16 protein-coding genes are annotated in these 16,621 nt (G+C 42.1%); 8 read left to right on the top strand and 8 right to left on the bottom strand.

The window, feature by feature from the left end; translation table 11 throughout:
* The first annotated feature begins 108 nt into the window (after positions 1–108).
* Positions 109–2,250 carry a TonB-dependent receptor gene (locus A9Z07_RS03975; RefSeq protein ID WP_171258945.1) on the top strand — a complete coding sequence of 714 codons (2,142 nt, stop codon included), beginning with the start codon at positions 109–111 and terminating at the stop codon, positions 2,248–2,250.
* A gap of 53 nt (positions 2,251–2,303) precedes the next feature.
* On the opposite strand, the gene gigC is transcribed toward A9Z07_RS03975, so the two are convergent.
* Positions 2,304–3,188: a LysR family transcriptional regulator GigC gene (gene gigC, locus A9Z07_RS03980; protein ID WP_004770787.1), complete on the bottom strand. Its 885-nt coding sequence runs from the start codon at positions 3,186–3,188 to the stop codon at positions 2,304–2,306.
* Between the two features lie 84 nt (positions 3,189–3,272).
* On the opposite strand from gigC, the gene A9Z07_RS03985 reads away from it, so the two are divergent.
* On the top strand, positions 3,273–4,034 hold the full coding sequence (locus A9Z07_RS03985) for a ferredoxin--NADP reductase (RefSeq protein WP_069576977.1): 762 nt from the start codon (positions 3,273–3,275) through the stop codon (positions 4,032–4,034).
* Between the two features lie 48 nt (positions 4,035–4,082).
* Here A9Z07_RS03985 and A9Z07_RS03990 read toward each other — a convergent pair whose 3' ends face one another.
* Positions 4,083–4,505, bottom strand: a complete 423-nt coding sequence (locus tag A9Z07_RS03990; RefSeq protein ID WP_004770789.1) for a hypothetical protein — start codon at positions 4,503–4,505, stop codon at positions 4,083–4,085.
* Between the two features lie 206 nt (positions 4,506–4,711).
* On the opposite strand from A9Z07_RS03990, the gene A9Z07_RS03995 reads away from it, so the two are divergent.
* From A9Z07_RS03995 to A9Z07_RS04005, 3 genes are all read left to right on the top strand, one after another.
* The gene (locus tag A9Z07_RS03995; RefSeq protein WP_005256177.1) at positions 4,712–4,912 is read left to right on the top strand and encodes a hypothetical protein; all 201 of its coding nucleotides are present in this window, start codon (positions 4,712–4,714) and stop codon (positions 4,910–4,912) included.
* A 229-nt stretch (positions 4,913–5,141) separates the two neighbouring features.
* Positions 5,142–6,779, top strand: a complete 1,638-nt coding sequence (locus A9Z07_RS04000) for a mechanosensitive ion channel (protein WP_069576982.1) — start codon at positions 5,142–5,144, stop codon at positions 6,777–6,779.
* A gap of 281 nt (positions 6,780–7,060) precedes the next feature.
* The gene (locus tag A9Z07_RS04005) at positions 7,061–7,240 is read left to right on the top strand and encodes a hypothetical protein (protein WP_069576987.1); all 180 of its coding nucleotides are present in this window, start codon (positions 7,061–7,063) and stop codon (positions 7,238–7,240) included.
* Between the two features lie 49 nt (positions 7,241–7,289).
* Here the strand turns inward: A9Z07_RS04005 and A9Z07_RS04010 are convergent, their stop codons facing one another.
* The 5 genes from A9Z07_RS04010 to A9Z07_RS04030 all read right to left on the bottom strand — a co-directional run bounded on the left by A9Z07_RS04010 (position 7,290) and on the right by A9Z07_RS04030 (position 12,881).
* The gene (locus tag A9Z07_RS04010) at positions 7,290–8,486 is read right to left on the bottom strand and encodes an NAD(P)/FAD-dependent oxidoreductase (protein ID WP_069576992.1); all 1,197 of its coding nucleotides are present in this window, start codon (positions 8,484–8,486) and stop codon (positions 7,290–7,292) included.
* Positions 8,487–8,541: 55 nt separating this feature from the next.
* Positions 8,542–9,414, bottom strand: a complete 873-nt coding sequence (locus tag A9Z07_RS04015; protein ID WP_069576996.1) for a 1-aminocyclopropane-1-carboxylate deaminase/D-cysteine desulfhydrase — start codon at positions 9,412–9,414, stop codon at positions 8,542–8,544.
* Positions 9,415–9,479: 65 nt separating this feature from the next.
* Entirely contained in the window at positions 9,480–10,643 is a 1,164-nt protein-coding gene (locus A9Z07_RS04020; RefSeq protein WP_069577002.1) for an HlyD family secretion protein, read from the bottom strand.
* Positions 10,644–10,672: 29 nt separating this feature from the next.
* Positions 10,673–12,319, bottom strand: coding sequence for an MFS transporter (locus tag A9Z07_RS04025; RefSeq protein ID WP_069577008.1), 1,647 nt, complete (start codon positions 12,317–12,319; stop codon positions 10,673–10,675).
* A gap of 13 nt (positions 12,320–12,332) precedes the next feature.
* Positions 12,333–12,881 (bottom strand): TetR/AcrR family transcriptional regulator, encoded by a 549-nt coding sequence (locus A9Z07_RS04030; protein ID WP_069577012.1) that lies wholly within the window; start codon positions 12,879–12,881, stop codon positions 12,333–12,335.
* Positions 12,882–13,066: 185 nt separating this feature from the next.
* On the opposite strand from A9Z07_RS04030, the gene A9Z07_RS04035 reads away from it, so the two are divergent.
* The 3 genes from A9Z07_RS04035 (at position 13,067) to A9Z07_RS04045 (ending at position 15,369) form a co-directional block, all read left to right on the top strand.
* Complete coding sequence (locus A9Z07_RS04035) at positions 13,067–13,747, top strand: DUF1345 domain-containing protein (protein ID WP_069577018.1); 681 nt, start codon at positions 13,067–13,069, stop codon at positions 13,745–13,747.
* 96 nt (positions 13,748–13,843) lie between these two features.
* Complete coding sequence (locus A9Z07_RS04040; protein ID WP_069577024.1) at positions 13,844–14,605, top strand: class I SAM-dependent methyltransferase; 762 nt, start codon at positions 13,844–13,846, stop codon at positions 14,603–14,605.
* A 140-nt stretch (positions 14,606–14,745) separates the two neighbouring features.
* Positions 14,746–15,369: a LysE family translocator gene (locus A9Z07_RS04045; RefSeq protein WP_004770800.1), complete on the top strand. Its 624-nt coding sequence runs from the start codon at positions 14,746–14,748 to the stop codon at positions 15,367–15,369.
* Positions 15,370–15,431: 62 nt separating this feature from the next.
* Here A9Z07_RS04045 and A9Z07_RS04050 read toward each other — a convergent pair whose 3' ends face one another.
* Positions 15,432–16,409, bottom strand: coding sequence for an MBL fold metallo-hydrolase (locus tag A9Z07_RS04050; protein WP_069577029.1), 978 nt, complete (start codon positions 16,407–16,409; stop codon positions 15,432–15,434).
* Between the last annotated feature and the right edge of the window lie 212 nt (positions 16,410–16,621).

Here is a 16,621-nt window from a genome sequence, read left to right on the forward strand (position 1 = left end):
GTTTTTATTATCATTTGTTAATTGTTCTTATATAATGTGATCAAATTTTTATCGGGGTATGGTCACTTGAAAAAGAATATATTGTTTCTATCTCTCATTGCATTACCAATGTTTGCTGTGGCTGAAGAAAACACCGTTTTGCCAACGATTGTCGTGAAAGCCGACTCACAAGCAACAGATGCAACAGGTAAACTTAAAAAAGATGCCAGTTTAGGTATCCTCGGTGAGAAAGCTGTATTGGATACGCCGTTCAGTATCCAGTCCTATACCGAGCAGGCAATTAAAGATAAGCAAGCGGATTCGATTGCAGGCATTCTTAAAAATGATCCAAGTATTCGTACCACCACCAATAGTGGGCATTTAAACGAAAACTTTATGATTCGCGGCTTTGCGGTGACATGGGAAGATGCCAATATTAATGGTGCTTATGGTATGTCGCCAAGTGGTCGTACACCGACTGATATTTTAAGCTCTGCCAGTGTATTGAAAGGCCCAAATGCATTAATTGCAGGCATGGCACCAGGCGGGAGTATTGGTGGAGTCGTGATGGCAACAACCAAACGTGCGGATCGGGATCTGACCCAAGTCTCTGCGATGTACGAAGATGGTGGTTATTACAAATCAGGTTTTGATGTATCTCGCCGTTTTGGGGAGGACAACAAATTTGGTGCGCGTGTCAGTGCGACTTATGGACAAGGTGAACATATTGTTGACGGGCTGGAAGATGAAAATACGGCTGCGGTACTCGCACTCGACTATACGACTGATCAGGCCAAAATTAACTTTGATGCTTATTCGGTACGTGATAAGCGTGATGGTGGTTCACCAGCAATGATCTCTTTTGCGACTTTGGGACGTGTTTTACCAGCACCAGATGGCAAGCTGAATTATTTCCCACATTTAGAAGGTATGCAAAGTGCTAATTATGTGGGCTTATCAGGAGAATATAAGCTTCTACCAAATTTAAAAGCATTTGCTGGCGCTGGGTTCAATGAGCGTGAATACCGTGGGCATTTATTTGGTACCCGTATGATCGTAGGTGATTATCCCGTTAATCATCAAGGTATAGGTAATACAAGTCCATTGGTCGGTGCGGATGGCGATGCACTGGCACAGTATTATCGAGTCGGTTCAAAGGAACATAACACCACCTTTAATGCAGGTTTAGAAGGTCAGATTTTTACAGGTGATATTTCCCATACGCTGGCATTCCGAGCAGATTACCTGAAACGTAAATATAGTCAGCATCAGGGACGTGGTGCAAAAGAGGTTTATTTTCCGACCAATATCTATGATCCAAGTAGCGAAGGGCATATGCCTGATACTTGGCCAGTTATTGTACCTTTCGCCGATGATGTCTATGTCAGCTATAGCTTGAGTGATCAGATTTCCATGCTGGATGACAAGCTACAGTTTATTTTAGGTGTGCGCTATCAAGACATGAATTTAAAAGCGCTGACGACCAATGCACCGCCATTGAAAGATGATAAGTTATCTCCAAGTGCCGCCATTGTTGTGAAACCTTTTGGTGAAGAAACTTCATTCTATGCGAGTTATGTGGAAGGTCTGGTTCGAGGTGCAACGGTATCTAATGAGACAGATGCAAATTACAATAAAACATTTGCTCCATTTGAAAGTAAACAATATGAAATTGGTGCGAAATATCAAGGTGATCGTTGGTTACACACTTTAGCGCTGTATCAAATTAAAAAACCGAGCACGATGACAGATACAAGCTATCGTGATCCGAACAATGCAAATATTAAGCAAATTACGACGGATGGTGCGAAGACTGAATCAAAAGGTGTTGAGTACGGTTTCTCTGGTAAAGTGACGGAAGACTTAATCGTTTACGGTAATCTGGCTTATATTGATACCGAATATAAAAAAGGACTTTTAACGGGCGGAGTCGATATATCTGGTAATACCATTGAGGGTACACCAGAGATTACCGCAGGCGTTGGTGTAGATTACACCTTACCCTATGTAGAAGGTTTAAGCGTGAATGCATTTGTGACTTATGTGGATGACCAATACTTAACTGCGAACAATAATTTAAAATTACCTGATTATACCTTGGTTGATTTAGGGGCGAAGTACGCAACTAAACTCGGGGGTGTGAATACAACTTTCCGTGCCAATGTGGATAATGTCGCTGATAAGAAATATTGGGATGGCGTGTTTACCAGTGGCTTTACTACAGTTGGCGCAGGTCGTACTTATAAACTTGGTGTGAGCTTCGACTTCTAAATCAAACTGCATAAAAAAATGCTTCCAACTGGAAGCATTTTTTATTTAAAAAGTTAAACCTTTGCTTCACAAAATTGCAAAAAGGCTTTTAAACCAGGCCCTTGATATTTTTGGCGATGGACGAGCATATAAAGCGGACGGGTTAATTCCCAATAAGGCGTATCTAGAATGACCAACTGGCCTTTCTCCTGAAGAGGTTCAATCGCCAGTTTGGAAATACATGACATGCCCAAACCACCTGCGACTATTTTTAAAATCGCTTCATTATGACCCAGTGTTAAACGGATATTGGCATCTGGTAAATCTTGTAAAATGGCATTATCAAACACTTCACGTGTTCCTGAGCCTTCTTCACGTAAGATCCATTCTACCTCGTCAAAATCTGCCGGTGTAATCGGGCGGTTGAGCTGTGCAAGAGGATGATCAGGCGCACAACATACAGCCAGTTCATCATTACGCCAATGAATACATTGTAGTTGTGGTAAATGACATGAACCTTCGATTAAGGCGAGATCAAGCTGAAATTGATTCACTGCTTCAATCATTTGACGGGTATTACCCACTTGCAGTTGGAGATGCGCTTGCGGATGACGTTGTAAAAAATCAGCCATCAAATCAGGCATTAAATAATCGCTGATGGTGAGTGTTGCCCCAAGGCGTAAATCAATGCTTTGCAACTCGCCTTTGGCCGCTTGTTCAAAAGCTTCACAACGCCCTAAAATCTCAAGCGCTTGAGGAAGTAAAAAACGTCCTAGATCATTCAGTTGTAAGCGTTTTCCTAGACGGTCGAATAGTGGTGCGCCCAGACCATCTTCTAAATCTGCTAAGGCCATACTTGCCGCACTTTGTGTGAGACGAACAGCATCACTCGCTTTGGTTACAGTTCCCTCTTGAGCGACCGCCACGAAAACAGCCAATTGGCGTAATGTCATGCGCATGTTAAATAGCCTTAATGTTTTGAGTATCCATCATTTATTCGATCATGCTAACATGAGCCTACTGTTTCGTGCCACGTTCAAATCATGTCAATTGAAAAATTTAGCGTAGAAAAGGTTTTATCTGTACACCGCTGGGCTGACAATCTGTTTAGTTTTACCATGACCCGTCCAGCCCATTTTAAATTCACCGCAGGGCAGTTTGCCCGTATTGGTTTAATGGTAGATGGCGAACTGGTGATTCGTGCTTATTCGGTGGTGTCTTCACCCTTTGATGAAACGCTAGAATTCTTTTCAATTGTGGTACCCGATGGCGCATTTACCTCGAATCTGCAACACCTTAAAGTGGGTGATGAGCTGTATCTGGAAAAGATCTCGTATGGTTATTTAACCCTTGCGCGTTATCAGCAACCTTTACCGCAGGATTTATGGTTGTTGGGGACAGGAACTGGTCTGGCGCCGTTCTTATCGATGCTGCAAGATTTCGAAACATGGAATAAATATCAGCACATCAATCTGGTTTATAGCGTTCGTACCGAGTCTGAACTGGCTTATGTAGATCGTATTCAAGAAATTGCGGCACTGTTTGGTGAAGGGCATACGGGCTTTAAATTTGTCCCGATCATCACGCGTGATCCAGAGGCGCCATTACATGATCGTTTACCTGTGCTGATTGGCAATGGGGAACTGGAAAAAGCCGTTGGCTTGGATTTGAATCCAGCCAGCAGTCATGTGATGTTATGTGGTAATCCGCAGATGGTGGAAGACACCAAAGAAGCGCTAAAATTGCGTGGTTTAATTATGAATCGTCGTGGTGAAGGTAATATTGCCGTAGAAAATTACTGGTAACAGACTTCGGTTGAGACGATTCATCTGAATGAAGGAGGAGGGATATGTTTAATGAACAAACATATCCATAAATTCACGGATTTCCTGAATCGCTGTGTCTACATCGGTGGTTAACCAAGTCGGTTCAAATAACCCAATGTAATGCTCAAGGCGTTCTTGAGGAACGACCAGACGTACAGGACAATCTTCTTCCAGTAAGCGCCACGGCAAGATGGGAACTTCATTATCTAAAAAAGGCTGTACATTACGAATATCAATGATCATGGCATTGATACAGTCTGGTAATGGCATCACCGAAAACTCTTCTGTACGGCGACGAAAATATTCCAGATCACCCCATTTCAGGATATAGCTTGGCTTATTAAACTCAATAATTCCAATCAAATGTTCATCGCGTGTGTGATGTAAAAAACATTGATGTGTTACATCAGTGTCCAAATCAAGAGAAACACTTTGTTGGCTATAGGACATAAAGCAAAACATTTAAAAAACGGGACTGAGCATTATAGCTTATTTTTGTTGCCCGCTAAAGCCGCCTATATTTTAAACAAAAAATAAAATAAAAAAAGTAGAGTTCTGCAACCAGTGCAACGATAGTCCGAAGCTTCTTCACACAATGCTACACAGCACGTTGCTAATATAAATATTGAAAAGTAATAAGGATGAGGGCTGCTATCATGCATGATTTTAGTAAGCCACAACCCCATGTGGCGAGCAAAGAAGAAATTACCAAAAAGAGAAGATTACCCGTTTATATTTTGATTCTGGTGGGAATCTTCCTGATTGCATTACTTGTTTATATGGTTGCTGATCATTCAGCCAATCCAACTGCACAAGTGATCCTGTCACAAATGCAGTCGGCAGTTCTGAATGCTTAGACAAGCATATTTTAAGACCGAGAATTAATTCTTCAAAAAGCTCATTGGTGTGAATCAATGAGCTTTTTTGCAATATTTTGCGCACTTTTTGTTGTATTAGTGCTGCCATTTATTGATTGGAAAATAGACAAAAATTATGGTGGAAGCATCCATAAATCATGTTCTTAGTTCATAGAGCAACCATGGGTGGACTGTACAAGACTGAAAAACACAACATAAGGATAACAACATGAATGAATTTTTTAATGACCCCTCCAACCGAGGAGGATTTGATGCAATGTATTATTGGGATCAATTTCACCCAATTTTAGCTGCAATTGTAATCTTGCTGGTCGGCTGGATTATTGCTCTGGTGGTTGCAGCGGGTGTAAAAAAATTACTGCAAAAACTTGATACCAATCATAAATTGTCGTCTGCAACTGGTCGTACCCCAAATATTGAGAATCTGATTTCCAAGCTGGTATTCTGGTTTATCATGATTCTAGCGGTTGTGGGTGCATTAAATGTCTTAAATATCAGTGGTGTGAGTGATCCATTTAGCAATATGGTCGGGCGGATTCTGGCCTTTATTCCTAATCTGTTTGCTGCTGTTGCAGTCGGTTTTATTGGTTGGATTGTTGCCCGTTTGGTACGCGCAGGATTAACCAATGTACTTGCCAGAACCGAGCTTGATGAGAAGCTGAGCGGTGAGGTCGGTGTCAGTTCACTGAGTAGCAATATCGGTGAGATTTTTTACTGGCTGGTTTTATTATTGTTCTTGCCGATTGTTTTATCGATTCTCGGTTTAACAGGTTTATTAATTCCTGTACAGAACATGGTGAATGATGCCGTTGCTTATTTACCGAATCTGTTTATTACAGGTGTCATTATCTTCGTCGGTTATATTCTTGCGAAGATTGTACGTGGCATTGTTGAAGGTTTAAGTAATAGTTTGGGTTTACAGACACAGGCTGAAAAAGTAGGGCTATTTAAAAATTCAAATGTCTCTAAATTTTTAGGCTCTTTTGTCTTCGCCGTCATTATTATTACCACTTTAATTGTGGCATTTGAAGCACTAGGTATCGAAGCGATTTCTCAACCAGCGACATCAATGCTGAATGAAATCATGCACGCGATTCCACAAATTATTGCGGCAGGCCTGATTTTAATTGTGGCTTATATTGTTTCGCGTTTTGTTGGACGTTTAGTGGCTGAATTGATTTCAGGTGCAGGTGTCGATGAAATTCCAATGAAACTCGATATCCAACGTTTCCTTGGACAGACTCGTGTTTCAGATGTGGTTGGCTGTCTAATCGTGTTCTTCACCATGCTATTTGCTGTTTCAGAAGCAGCGAATCGTCTGGGGCTGGAACAGGTGAGCGTACTCATTGCCATGTTTATCCAGTTCGGTGCAAGTATCCTTCTAGGTGCAGTAATTCTGGTGATCGGCTTCTGGCTGGCAAATGTGGTTGCCAATGTCGTTCAACGTGGTGAATATAATAGCTCTCGCTGGTTAGGTAATCTGGTCCGTATTTTAATTATGGGACTTGTGATTGCGATGGGCTTGAAAGCAATGGGTATTGCTGATTCTATTGTTAATCTGGCCTTCGGTTTAACACTGGGTTCAGTTGCAGTCGCATTTGCATTGGCCTTTGGTTTAGGCGGTCGTCAACCTGCAGAGCGTTTACTTGATGATTTACTGGATAAGGCAAAAACAGAAGGCAACAAACCAAATCCGTTGCACAAGGATGAGGTTAAGCCAGCAGCGCCTGTGAGCCCAGCACCAACAGCGCCAACGACTCCAGTGAATCCTGTGAGTCCGACACCAACTTCATCAGATACTCTGGCGAATCCAACACCACCAACTCCACCATATTCGGATGAATAGTAAAAAATAATCTTTGATTTTTTCAATCAATTCGACCACTCTAAGCAGGGTGGTCGTTTTGTTTTTATTCGCACTTTTGGTCTTTATTTGTAATGCTGTCCAGAGTTGTTAGGACATACGTTTTGCATCCAGCTCAGCTCACAATGTGGAAAATTCTGAGCGAAGTGGAATGAGCAAGTTGCGCATTCGATTGGGTCGAAATGAAAACTTGGCCTAAAAAGCAATTCATTTATAGATAAAGTCCCCATAGTCTCTCAATAAAAAGTTAATAGGAGAACAGAATGAAGAGACCAAATCGTGTATTTGCACCGATTATTATTGCAGGTATTACTGTTGGTTTTTTGGCAAGTGCTTACAAATTTGTCGTGGCGAAATCAAGCCCAACCAAAGAGAAATCAATCGAAAATACCCAGAAAATCCCGTCTTCGGAAGCTGCTAATTCTTCAGATGAACTACATTAAGTATTGATTCATCTGAAGCCAAAGCGAAGGGTATGTATCAGAACCGTATTTAAACGAATTGGGCTGCTGCCTGTGCAGATGACCATGCCCACTGGAAGTTATAACCGCCTAAGTGTCCTGTCACATCCAGTACTTCACCAATAAAATATAGGCCTTTCTGCTTCTTACTTTCCATGGTTTTTGATGAGACTTCGCTGGTATCTACACCACCCAGTGTCACTTCAGCTGTGCGATAACCCTCGGTTCCAGACGGTTTAACGGAGAAGGCATGGAGTTGTGCTGCAATCTCCTCCAGTTGAAGGTCGCTTATATTGCCAATCGCAGTTTCACTTTGCTCTGCCCAGATCAATTGCTGTAATTCAAGTACAATGCTTTTGGCGGTAAATTCGCTCAGTAAGGTTCGTAACAGTACTTTCGGCTGAGATTTTTTCTTTTCTTTGAAAAATTGAGCGAAGTCCTGACTCGGAAAGAAATCAATTTTAAAGCTTTCACCGACATGCCAATAGTTGGAAAGTTGCAAAGCGCTTGGGCCGCTGAGTCCGCGATGGGTAAAGAGCAAGGCTTCGGTAAATTGATGGCGTTCATTGATTAACGTTGCATCTAGCGCATTGCCGCTTAAACGGGTGGTCACTTCTTTAAATTGATCTGAGAAGGTAAAGGGAACCAGACCTGCGCGTGTTGGGTAGACATGATGTCCGAACTGCTGTGCAAGCTCATAACCAAAGCCCGAACCACCTAACGTTGGAATAGACAAACCACCTGTCGCAACCACCACCGATTCACATTGATAATTCCCTTGACTGGTTTCAATGATAAAACCTGAATCTGCTTGTGCTTTGACTTGCTGTACTTCGCAATGGGTTTGAATCTGTACACGTTTGGCTTTATCACATTCTGAAAGTAACAGCTCAAGGATTTCTTTTGATCCTTTTAGGGTAAAAAGCTGACCGTGCTTGCGTTCTTCATATTCAATTCCGTATTCACAGACCAGACCAATAAAGTCCCAGTTGGTATAGCGGGTGAGGGCAGAAATAACGAAATGTGGATTTTCAGAAAGATAATTCGCAGGCTCGACATCCAGATTGGTAAAGTTACATTTACCACCACCAGACATCAAAATCTTTTTACCGACTTTATTGGCTTTTTCAAGCACTGCAACCGAGCGCCCACGTTTGCCTGCTTCAGCAGCCAACATCAAGCCTGATGCACCTGCACCTAAAACAACAACATCAACTTGATGGATCATGGGGGAAATACTCAAGAGCGGAAAAGCGGGCAATTATAAAAGATTTATGCAGCTTTTAGTATGTTTTCAACTTTCCTTGTAAACCACCTGTGTGAATCGTAAGAATACGGGCATTTTCTGGGAAATGTTGCTGCTGAATCAGGTCAAAAAGTCCCATCATCATTTTAGCGGTATAGACCTGTTCTAATGGAATCGCATATTGCTGTTCAAACTGTTGCATAAATTGCAGTAGCGCTGGACTGGTTTTGGCGTAGCCACCGCAACAATAGGCATCAGTTAAAGACCAATTTTTTTTATCAGTCCACTGTTGAATGTCTTGTTGTAGAAAATCACCTTTTAAGGCAGAAAAGCCCAGCACATGCTGTCGATCTGAACTGCTTTCAATCAGTCCTGCAATGGTTCCGCCAGTTCCGACTGCACAGCAAATCACGTCATAATTTTCTCGATCATGAGCAGAGAGTATTTCTTGGCTGCCTTGCAAGGCAAGTGCATTGGTTCCGCCCTCTGGAACGATGAAAGCTTGCGGATATTGTTGTTGTAGCTGTTGTAAATATGCGGCTTCATGGCGCAGCCGATATTCGGCCCGACTCACAAAATGCAGCTGCATACCAAAATCATGTGCGGTTTGCAGTGTTGGATTTAAGGCGTGCAAAGCCAACTCGTCTCCGCGAATAATGCCAATACTTTGAAAACCAAATCGTTGAGCGGCATACGCTGTTGCAGCAATATGGTTAGAAAAAGCACCGCCAAAAGTCAGTATTTTTGAGCAGCCTTGTTGCTGTGCGGCAAGCAGGTTGTATTTGAGTTTGAAAAACTTATTACCCGAAATGTGGGGATGAATCTGATCCAGACGCTTCACAGTGAGTTGAACTGGCGCAGGAAGATCTAAGGTCTGATAGGGAGTGGGAAAAGCAATGTGATCAAACATCTTAGATCATGAGAAAAGAGCTTGATCACATTGTAAATGGATTTGATTGAGAATGTCAGTATGGTTTAGGAACTGGTGTCTACCGAAGTAATGACAGACATCCCTGGGCGTAAATTTTCCATCCCTTTCTGATTTGGATCTACGGTGATTCGAACAGCAATACGTTGTACCACTTTGGTGAAGTTACCTGTGGCATTGTCAGGCTTCAATACACTGAATTCTGAACCAGCCGCAGGTGAAATCTGCTCTACCTGTCCAGTGAACTTCTGATGATTCATCGCATCCACAGTGAAATAGGCCTTTTGACCAATTTTCATATTGGCAATTTGAGTTTCCTTAAAATTGGCAATGACCCAGGTTTGTTGTGGAATTAAATAGAGCAATTGTGTGCCCGCTGCAACGTATTGTCCCACACGCGGATTGACTTCACCGAGTTGACCATCCAGTGGTGCAACAATAGTGCTGTAATCTTTGGTGGTGTTGGCTTGATCCAGTTGTGCCTGAGCGCTATTTACTTGCGCTTTTAAGCCTGCTTCAGCGACTTGCGCCGTTTTTAAGGCTTCTTGTGCAACCAGAATATTGGCTTGAGCCTGTTTGAGCAAAGCAAGGTTATTCTGTGCATCAGCCGCAGCTTTATCCTGTTCTGATTTTGAGGCAGCACCACTATCGCCCAGTTGTTGATAGCGTTTAAGTTGTGCGAGGGATAGATCGTATTGCGCCTTGACCTGATCCAGTTTGGCTTGGGATGCAACGACATCTGCCTGACGCTGGGCAATGGCTTGAGTCTGATTGGCAAGGCTATTTTCAGCTTGTTCTACCCCAGAAACAGCTTGCGTCACCTTTTGGTCATAGGTCGTTGCATCAATATGCATGAGTACCTGACCCTGTTTAACATGATCAAAGTCCTTGACCAGAACATCCTTGATATAGCCATTAATCTGTGAAGAAAGAATAGTGGTTTTACCTTTTACATAGCTATTGTCGGTCTGTTCAGTCGCCGAGTGAAATGGTCCGATTCGCCATGCCCATAAAATAATCGTAATCCCGACAATTAATACCAGCAGCATCCACCACAAGGTTGAACGCTTGGTCTTGATCAACTTACTGGTTGGCGGTGGAGGAGGCGGTGGCATTTGCGTCACAGCTTCTGGTGCCTTTTCAGGTTGAACCGTCTGGTTTTGCTCGTTGTTCTGAGCATTTGTATTTTCTGGTTTATCTTGTTCAGACATAATGTTTTCTCAATCAAATACCATAAGGGTTAACTGGCTGCTTGCAGATTTTTTCGGGTCAAGTACTTATTACGTACATATTTAAATAACCCCCATAGCAGTAAAACAACAGCAAAAATGCCATTTAATACAATTACATCGTTATAGGCGCGAACCTGTGCTTCGCGGGTCACTACTTTATTCAGGTTTTGTAGCGCCTGATTGTTTTGTAGAACAGGATCATTGGTGGTCACCATTGCACTATGCTGATAAGTCTGTAAGCGTTGTGCCACCAATGGATCGGTCGGATCAAGATAGCTGTTGATCTCGACTTTATAACCATAGGTTTGGTGTTGCTGGTAAGTATTAAAGAAGGATGAACCGACCAGACCACCAAAGTTTTGGGTGGCTGAAAAGAGTACGATGAAAGTCACCACATATTGTGGTCCACGTTGCAAGGTGCGCATAAAGCCCATTAGCAGCAGTGGCCCAATAAACACACCGCCTGCAAAGCTCACTAAAAATTGACTACGATAGAAATTGGCTGGGCGTACATCACTGGTCAGGTGATAGTCCAGTGCACAGGCGATTAGGATCAGGATTTCAGCAAGGAATAAATTTAAAATGAGCCGCTCGCGATGGAAGGTCAAAGCACTAAATACTGAACCTGCAATCGTCCCACAAAAGATCACCACATATAGGGGAACAAATTGATCTGGCCCCATACCCATGGTTTTCAAAAAATTTACCGCCGCATAACTTTGTTCTGACATCAGTAGGCGTAGCGCAAAAGCACTGACCACGAAACTGAGTAAATCGCCAGCCGCCAGCCAGCGGGTCATGATCAAGGGATTGGTTCGATAATGTTCGTAAGTGAGGCCCAATACAATCAGACAGAAACCGACGATCAAGGTATAAGCCAGCCACGGGCTATCGAACCACCACAGAATAGGCCCTTGGGTGAGGACAATACACAGACAGGCAAAACCCGGTGCCAATAGAGCAAAAGTGAAGAAATCCTGCTTCTCAAAGACCTCCAGACGTAAGCTACGCGGTAGTTTAAGGGAGACCACCATCGCGAAACAGCAAATGGCCAGACCTAATTCAAAGGTATAAATTACATCCCATTGGTTTGCGCTGAGTAGAAAAGGCGAAATAATCCAAGCCAATGGCAATCCCAGTTGCTGAAATCCAAAAGCCAGATAAATGCCTTTGGCCATATCCGCTTTGCCAAAGGCCTGCATGGTGTAATACATGCCGAGTGAACTGAGTGGTGCGGCGGCTAAACCAGCAATGAAGCGGACAAATAATGCCATTTCATAGGTTTTGACAAAGGTGTGCAAAATTAGTACGCCGATAAAAACCAGTAGCCCGATTTCTGAAAACAGACGTAAGCCATATTGTTGACGGGCTTTAAATAGAATCAGGTTTGAACTGACATTGGCCATCACATAAGCCGCAGGAAGCCATGCGGCTTGAGAGGCAGTTAATCCGTATTCACCTTGAAAAATAGGTAAATTGGCAACAATAAAGCCGTTACTCAGGCTGGCTGCAATACAAATCAGCAGGCCAATAATAAAATAAGCAACACGTTTCGGTCTGGCATGTGCAATAGCCGCAGGCGAGCCGGGTAAAGTTGGGCGCTCTTCTGCGGACCAATCTGGGGGAGTCTCTAGATAGCGAGGGCTTTTATCCATTTTATTCCTCGACCTACACTTTAATGCCGTTTAATAATAATTCTATTGCGCGTTTTGCCAGTCTTAACTGATCACTCGCCTGATGTCCTTGAAATGATGACCCTAAAATCCCCGTAATCATACCGAAATCTTGAGGGGTAAGATCAGGACGACATAATTTGTGCTGAATCGCTTGATCAATCAGAGGCTGTAGCGCTTTATTCCGTCGTTCATAAATGTTTAGCATGATTGGGTCTTCACGATCAATAATGCGCCAGTAATCAATCAGTACGACAAGCTGTGGTATTTGTTCAATATGGCTTTCAATTAAGCGGATAAAACCATCATTAAAGATAAGTAATTCTTTTGCCTTTTGCTCCAAACGGGTAATGGCACGTTCCAGCAAAGCTGCGATCAAGGCTTTACGATCGGCAAAATTACGATAAAAAGTTGCCCGCCCAACACCAGCATGATCAATGATGGCCTGTAGAGGCACATGCACACCTTGCTTGCGGAAAACTTCCTCTGCGGCATTGAGGAGTTCATCACGATTGTGAGCCGCCAATTGCTGACGTTTTACCATGACCAAAGCTCGTGGAATATTTAATATGAATTAAACGGACATTTTTGTCCGAAGTAAATATGTAGCAGAAATTTATTTTGTTTAATTTAGGTAAAATCCATCATAGAAGGTACTTTTCTAAGTCCATACAGTGTTAAAAAATAAGACTAAATCAATCATGAATAAAAACGACAATCAGGTGAAGTATGCAGGGATTTGTACAACGTTTTGCAACAGGGATAAAACATCGTCCATATCTCTCCGCAACTTTTAGCTTAGGTTTGCTGATCTATGCAGCATTGCACTTTTTTACTGACTGGAAATGGGCCACCTGCTTGCAGTTAAGCTGGAATATTGCGATTTGGCTGTATCTATTCCTGATTTTGAAAATGATGTGGCATCTAGATGCAACACATATTTTAAAACGTGCCCAGCAACAGGATGAAGGGAAGTGGGTAATTTTAACCGTGGTACTGATTGCGATAGTGGTGTGTTTTATTTCGATCGTGGTGCAACTCAGTCATGTACCAAAAGATTTTCCCATTTTAAAAAGTGCACTGATTCTGTTGACCATTGGCACAATATTTTCAACTTGGTTATTGCTGCATACTTTATTTGCGATTCACTATGCCCATGACTATTACCTAGCAAAAAGCCGTCACCAAGAAGCGGGGCTGGATTTCCCCAAGACAGATCAACCCGACTATCTCGATTTTATTTATTTCAGCTATATCATTGGTACGTCTGCACAAACAGCAGATGTGTCCATTACCAGTTCTTCGCTTAGGCATTTAAATATTTTTCATTGTGTACTGGCATTTATCTTTAATACGGTCATTTTGGCGGTTGCGATCAATGTTGCGGCAAGTTTGATTGGATTTAATTAATAACTTATTTTTATTAATTAAATTAAAATTGATCATTTTTATTTTTTATTGTGCTTGGCTATTTTAAATAGAGACAGGCACAGCAAGGATAAAAACATGACCACCCAGCATCAAGTCAATCAACAGCAATATCAAGATAAATCTCACGCCTATTTAAGCAGTACTGTGCATGCGCAGGGGATTGAATTTCAGAAAATGCAGCAGTTGATCCAGTTACATCAGTTTAAAACAGTGTTGGATTTGGGCTGTGGCGGTGGACATGTCAGCTATCAAGTTGCACCGTTTGTAGATCAGGTGACTGCCTACGACTTAACGCCGTCGATGGTGGAATTGGTTGCTGAACAGGCCCAACAACAAGGTTTCGATAATATTATGACTCAGCAGGGTGCAGCCGAGACATTGCCTTTTGCAGACCAAAGTTTTGATTGCGTTATTACCCGCTATTCAGCCCATCATTGGCAGAATGTCGCACAAGCCATGAGTGAGATGTATCGTGTCGTAGCGCAACAGGGCAAAGTGATGATTGTTGATATTTTAGGAAATTCGAATCCAGTGTTGGATACCTTTTTTCAGACGATTGAAACAATTCGCGATCCAAGTCATGTGCGTAATTATAGTTTGGGAGAATGGGCGCGTTTTGCTGAATATGCAGGGTTTACGCTAGAAATTGTTGAAAGACAACATTTAGATTTAGAATTTCAGAGCTGGACTGAACGGATGAAAACACCAGAATATGCAGTTCAAACCATACGGGATTTGCAGCGCAAAGCTTCTGATCAGACACGCCAATATTATCAGATTCAGGCAGATGGTTCATTTCGTAGTGAAGTGATGTATCTGGTTTTGAGTCGGACTTAGGTTTTTTAATGAAAGAAATCGACTCAAAAATATTGAGTTAAAGCGATAAAATGAGACAGCAAATCAAAATTTATCTATCACCTGCATCCTGTTTTTAAGTAAAATCATTGCTTGAAAATTATTCTAATCTAGAGGTTATCTTGGAATCGTTATTGATTTTAGGCTCAATTGCGTTGGCCTTAATGTTGGGTGCGATTAGCCCAGGCCCTACATTTATTTATGTAGCGAAGAACTCAATTGCGATTTCACGTAAACATGGTTTATTTACCGCTTTAGGAACAGGCACGGGCGCAGCCTTGTTTGGTTTGCTTGCGGTTATGGGCTTACAGGCAATTTTATTGGCCGTGCCTTCGGCTTATATCGCTTTAAAAGTATTTGGTGGACTGTACTTACTTTGGCTGGCGTATAAGATTATCAAGCATGCCAAAGAGCCGATGGAAACGGTGAATGGTACTGTGAATCGCATGAGTTATACACAGGCTTTCCGTTTGGGGCTCATTACTCAGCTCAGTAACCCGAAAATTGCCATTATTCTTGCCAGTATTTTTACTGCATTATTACCGAAAGAAATTCCAAGTTATTACTATGTTGTGTTGCCAATGCTGTGCTTCTTTATTGATGCAGGTTGGTATTCGCTGGTGGCTGTTGCATTGTCAGCAGAAGGGCCACGCAAAGTTTATTTAAAATCTAAATCGTTGTTTGATCGTATCGCGGGTGGTGTGATGACACTACTCGGATTAAAGCTGATCTTTGGTATGAAATGATGCAGTAGAAAAAAGCGACCGTCTTGGTCGCTTTTTTATTGCCTAGAATTCGCTTGTACAGTTTAATCTTTAAAATGTACCGGAATCCATTGATAGCTCTTACCATCTGCTGAATAAATATGTCCAATCCCCGGGAATGGTAAATGTGGTGCAGCAATGGTTTGTCCATTTTTGGCGAAATCAGCAAACTGTTTTAAACGGGTTGCCACTGCTTTCTTAGGATCAATATCGTATTCAATCGCAGTTTTGGGTTGATCAAATTGCACGGTATGTGAATGTACAATATCTCCAATAAAGACCACGCTTTCTCCTTTGCTTTTTAATTCATAGCTAAAGTGACCGGGAGTATGTCCCGCCGTGTTAATGACTTTAAAGCCCTGAATTTCATCACCGAGCTTATAAGTTTTAAAACGTTGCTTGGCTTGGTAAGGCGCAATAGCTTGCTTAATGTGCTTTACGGTTCCTTCATAACCTGCTTGTTTGTCTTTTGGAAGCTTGGCTGCCTGTTTGGGATCTAGCCAATAATTGGCTTCGTCACTAGAGACATATACTGTTGCATTGGGGAAATTGGCAACGCCATCTTTGCTGATGCCACAGACATGATCGGGGTGTAAATGGGTCAGTAAAATGGTATCGACCTGCTCTGGCTTGTAGCCCGAAGCAAGCAGATTTTTTAGGATTGAACCTAAATGTGCACCAAAACAACTGGCTGCACCGCTATCGACGAGTACCAGCGATTTTCCTGTATTGACGAGGAACGCATTGATGGAAGTCTGGACACCTTTCTCTTGATCTGCGTAGTACTTTTTCAGGATTTGTTGTACTTGTTGTTGAGAAATATCTTTAAACAGACTTGGCGACATAAAGTTAGTGCCATCCAATAATGCCGTAATTTGTACATCACCGACTTGGTGTTGGTAGTAACCAGCGACTTGTTTTTGTTGTTCAATGATCGGCAGGGTTTTGCTTGTTTCTGCATGGCTCAGTAAAGGGATGCTGCTCAAGAATGATGCTGAAAGGAGTAGGGCTGTTTTTTTCATAGGGTTTCTTTTAAGCTTAAGTAAGTTAATTCTTTTTAACATGACGTTATCTATTTTGCTTTGAATTTTTAGTAATTATCTTAAACAATATATCAAGTAGTTAATATATTCCAGAATATAGTAAGAAGCCGATTTCTAAGTTGAGAAAATAACTTAATCCTTCATATATCAGATAATTTTTAGTTGTAAGTTGAAGTTAATTCTTGATAAAA

It is taken from the genome of Acinetobacter sp. YK3 (assembly GCF_001729365.1).
In the GTDB taxonomy this organism is placed as follows: domain Bacteria; phylum Pseudomonadota; class Gammaproteobacteria; order Pseudomonadales; family Moraxellaceae; genus Acinetobacter; species Acinetobacter vivianii.

Excerpts from the sequence above, each read along its gene's own strand:
- A9Z07_RS03975 (WP_171258945.1), top strand. The coding sequence starts at position 109 with ATGTTTGCTGTGGCTGAAGAAAACACCGTTTTGCCAACGATTGTCGTG.
- A9Z07_RS04000 (WP_069576982.1), top strand. The coding sequence starts at position 5,142 with ATGAATGAATTTTTTAATGACCCCTCCAACCGAGGAGGATTTGATGCA.
- A9Z07_RS04020 (WP_069577002.1), bottom strand. The coding sequence starts at position 10,643 with ATGTCTGAACAAGATAAACCAGAAAATACAAATGCTCAGAACAACGAG.
- A9Z07_RS03985 (WP_069576977.1), top strand. The coding sequence starts at position 3,273 with ATGTCAATTGAAAAATTTAGCGTAGAAAAGGTTTTATCTGTACACCGC.
- A9Z07_RS04025 (WP_069577008.1), bottom strand. The coding sequence starts at position 12,319 with ATGGATAAAAGCCCTCGCTATCTAGAGACTCCCCCAGATTGGTCCGCA.
- A9Z07_RS04010 (WP_069576992.1), bottom strand. The coding sequence starts at position 8,486 with ATGATCCATCAAGTTGATGTTGTTGTTTTAGGTGCAGGTGCATCAGGC.
- A9Z07_RS04040 (WP_069577024.1), top strand. The coding sequence starts at position 13,844 with ATGACCACCCAGCATCAAGTCAATCAACAGCAATATCAAGATAAATCT.
- A9Z07_RS04030 (WP_069577012.1), bottom strand. The coding sequence starts at position 12,881 with ATGGTAAAACGTCAGCAATTGGCGGCTCACAATCGTGATGAACTCCTC.
- A9Z07_RS03995 (WP_005256177.1), top strand. The coding sequence starts at position 4,712 with ATGCATGATTTTAGTAAGCCACAACCCCATGTGGCGAGCAAAGAAGAA.
- A9Z07_RS04050 (WP_069577029.1), bottom strand. The coding sequence starts at position 16,409 with ATGAAAAAAACAGCCCTACTCCTTTCAGCATCATTCTTGAGCAGCATC.
- A9Z07_RS03990 (WP_004770789.1), bottom strand. The coding sequence starts at position 4,505 with ATGTCCTATAGCCAACAAAGTGTTTCTCTTGATTTGGACACTGATGTA.
- A9Z07_RS04005 (WP_069576987.1), top strand. The coding sequence starts at position 7,061 with ATGAAGAGACCAAATCGTGTATTTGCACCGATTATTATTGCAGGTATT.
- A9Z07_RS04035 (WP_069577018.1), top strand. The coding sequence starts at position 13,067 with ATGCAGGGATTTGTACAACGTTTTGCAACAGGGATAAAACATCGTCCA.
- gigC (WP_004770787.1), bottom strand. The coding sequence starts at position 3,188 with ATGCGCATGACATTACGCCAATTGGCTGTTTTCGTGGCGGTCGCTCAA.
- A9Z07_RS04015 (WP_069576996.1), bottom strand. The coding sequence starts at position 9,414 with ATGTTTGATCACATTGCTTTTCCCACTCCCTATCAGACCTTAGATCTT.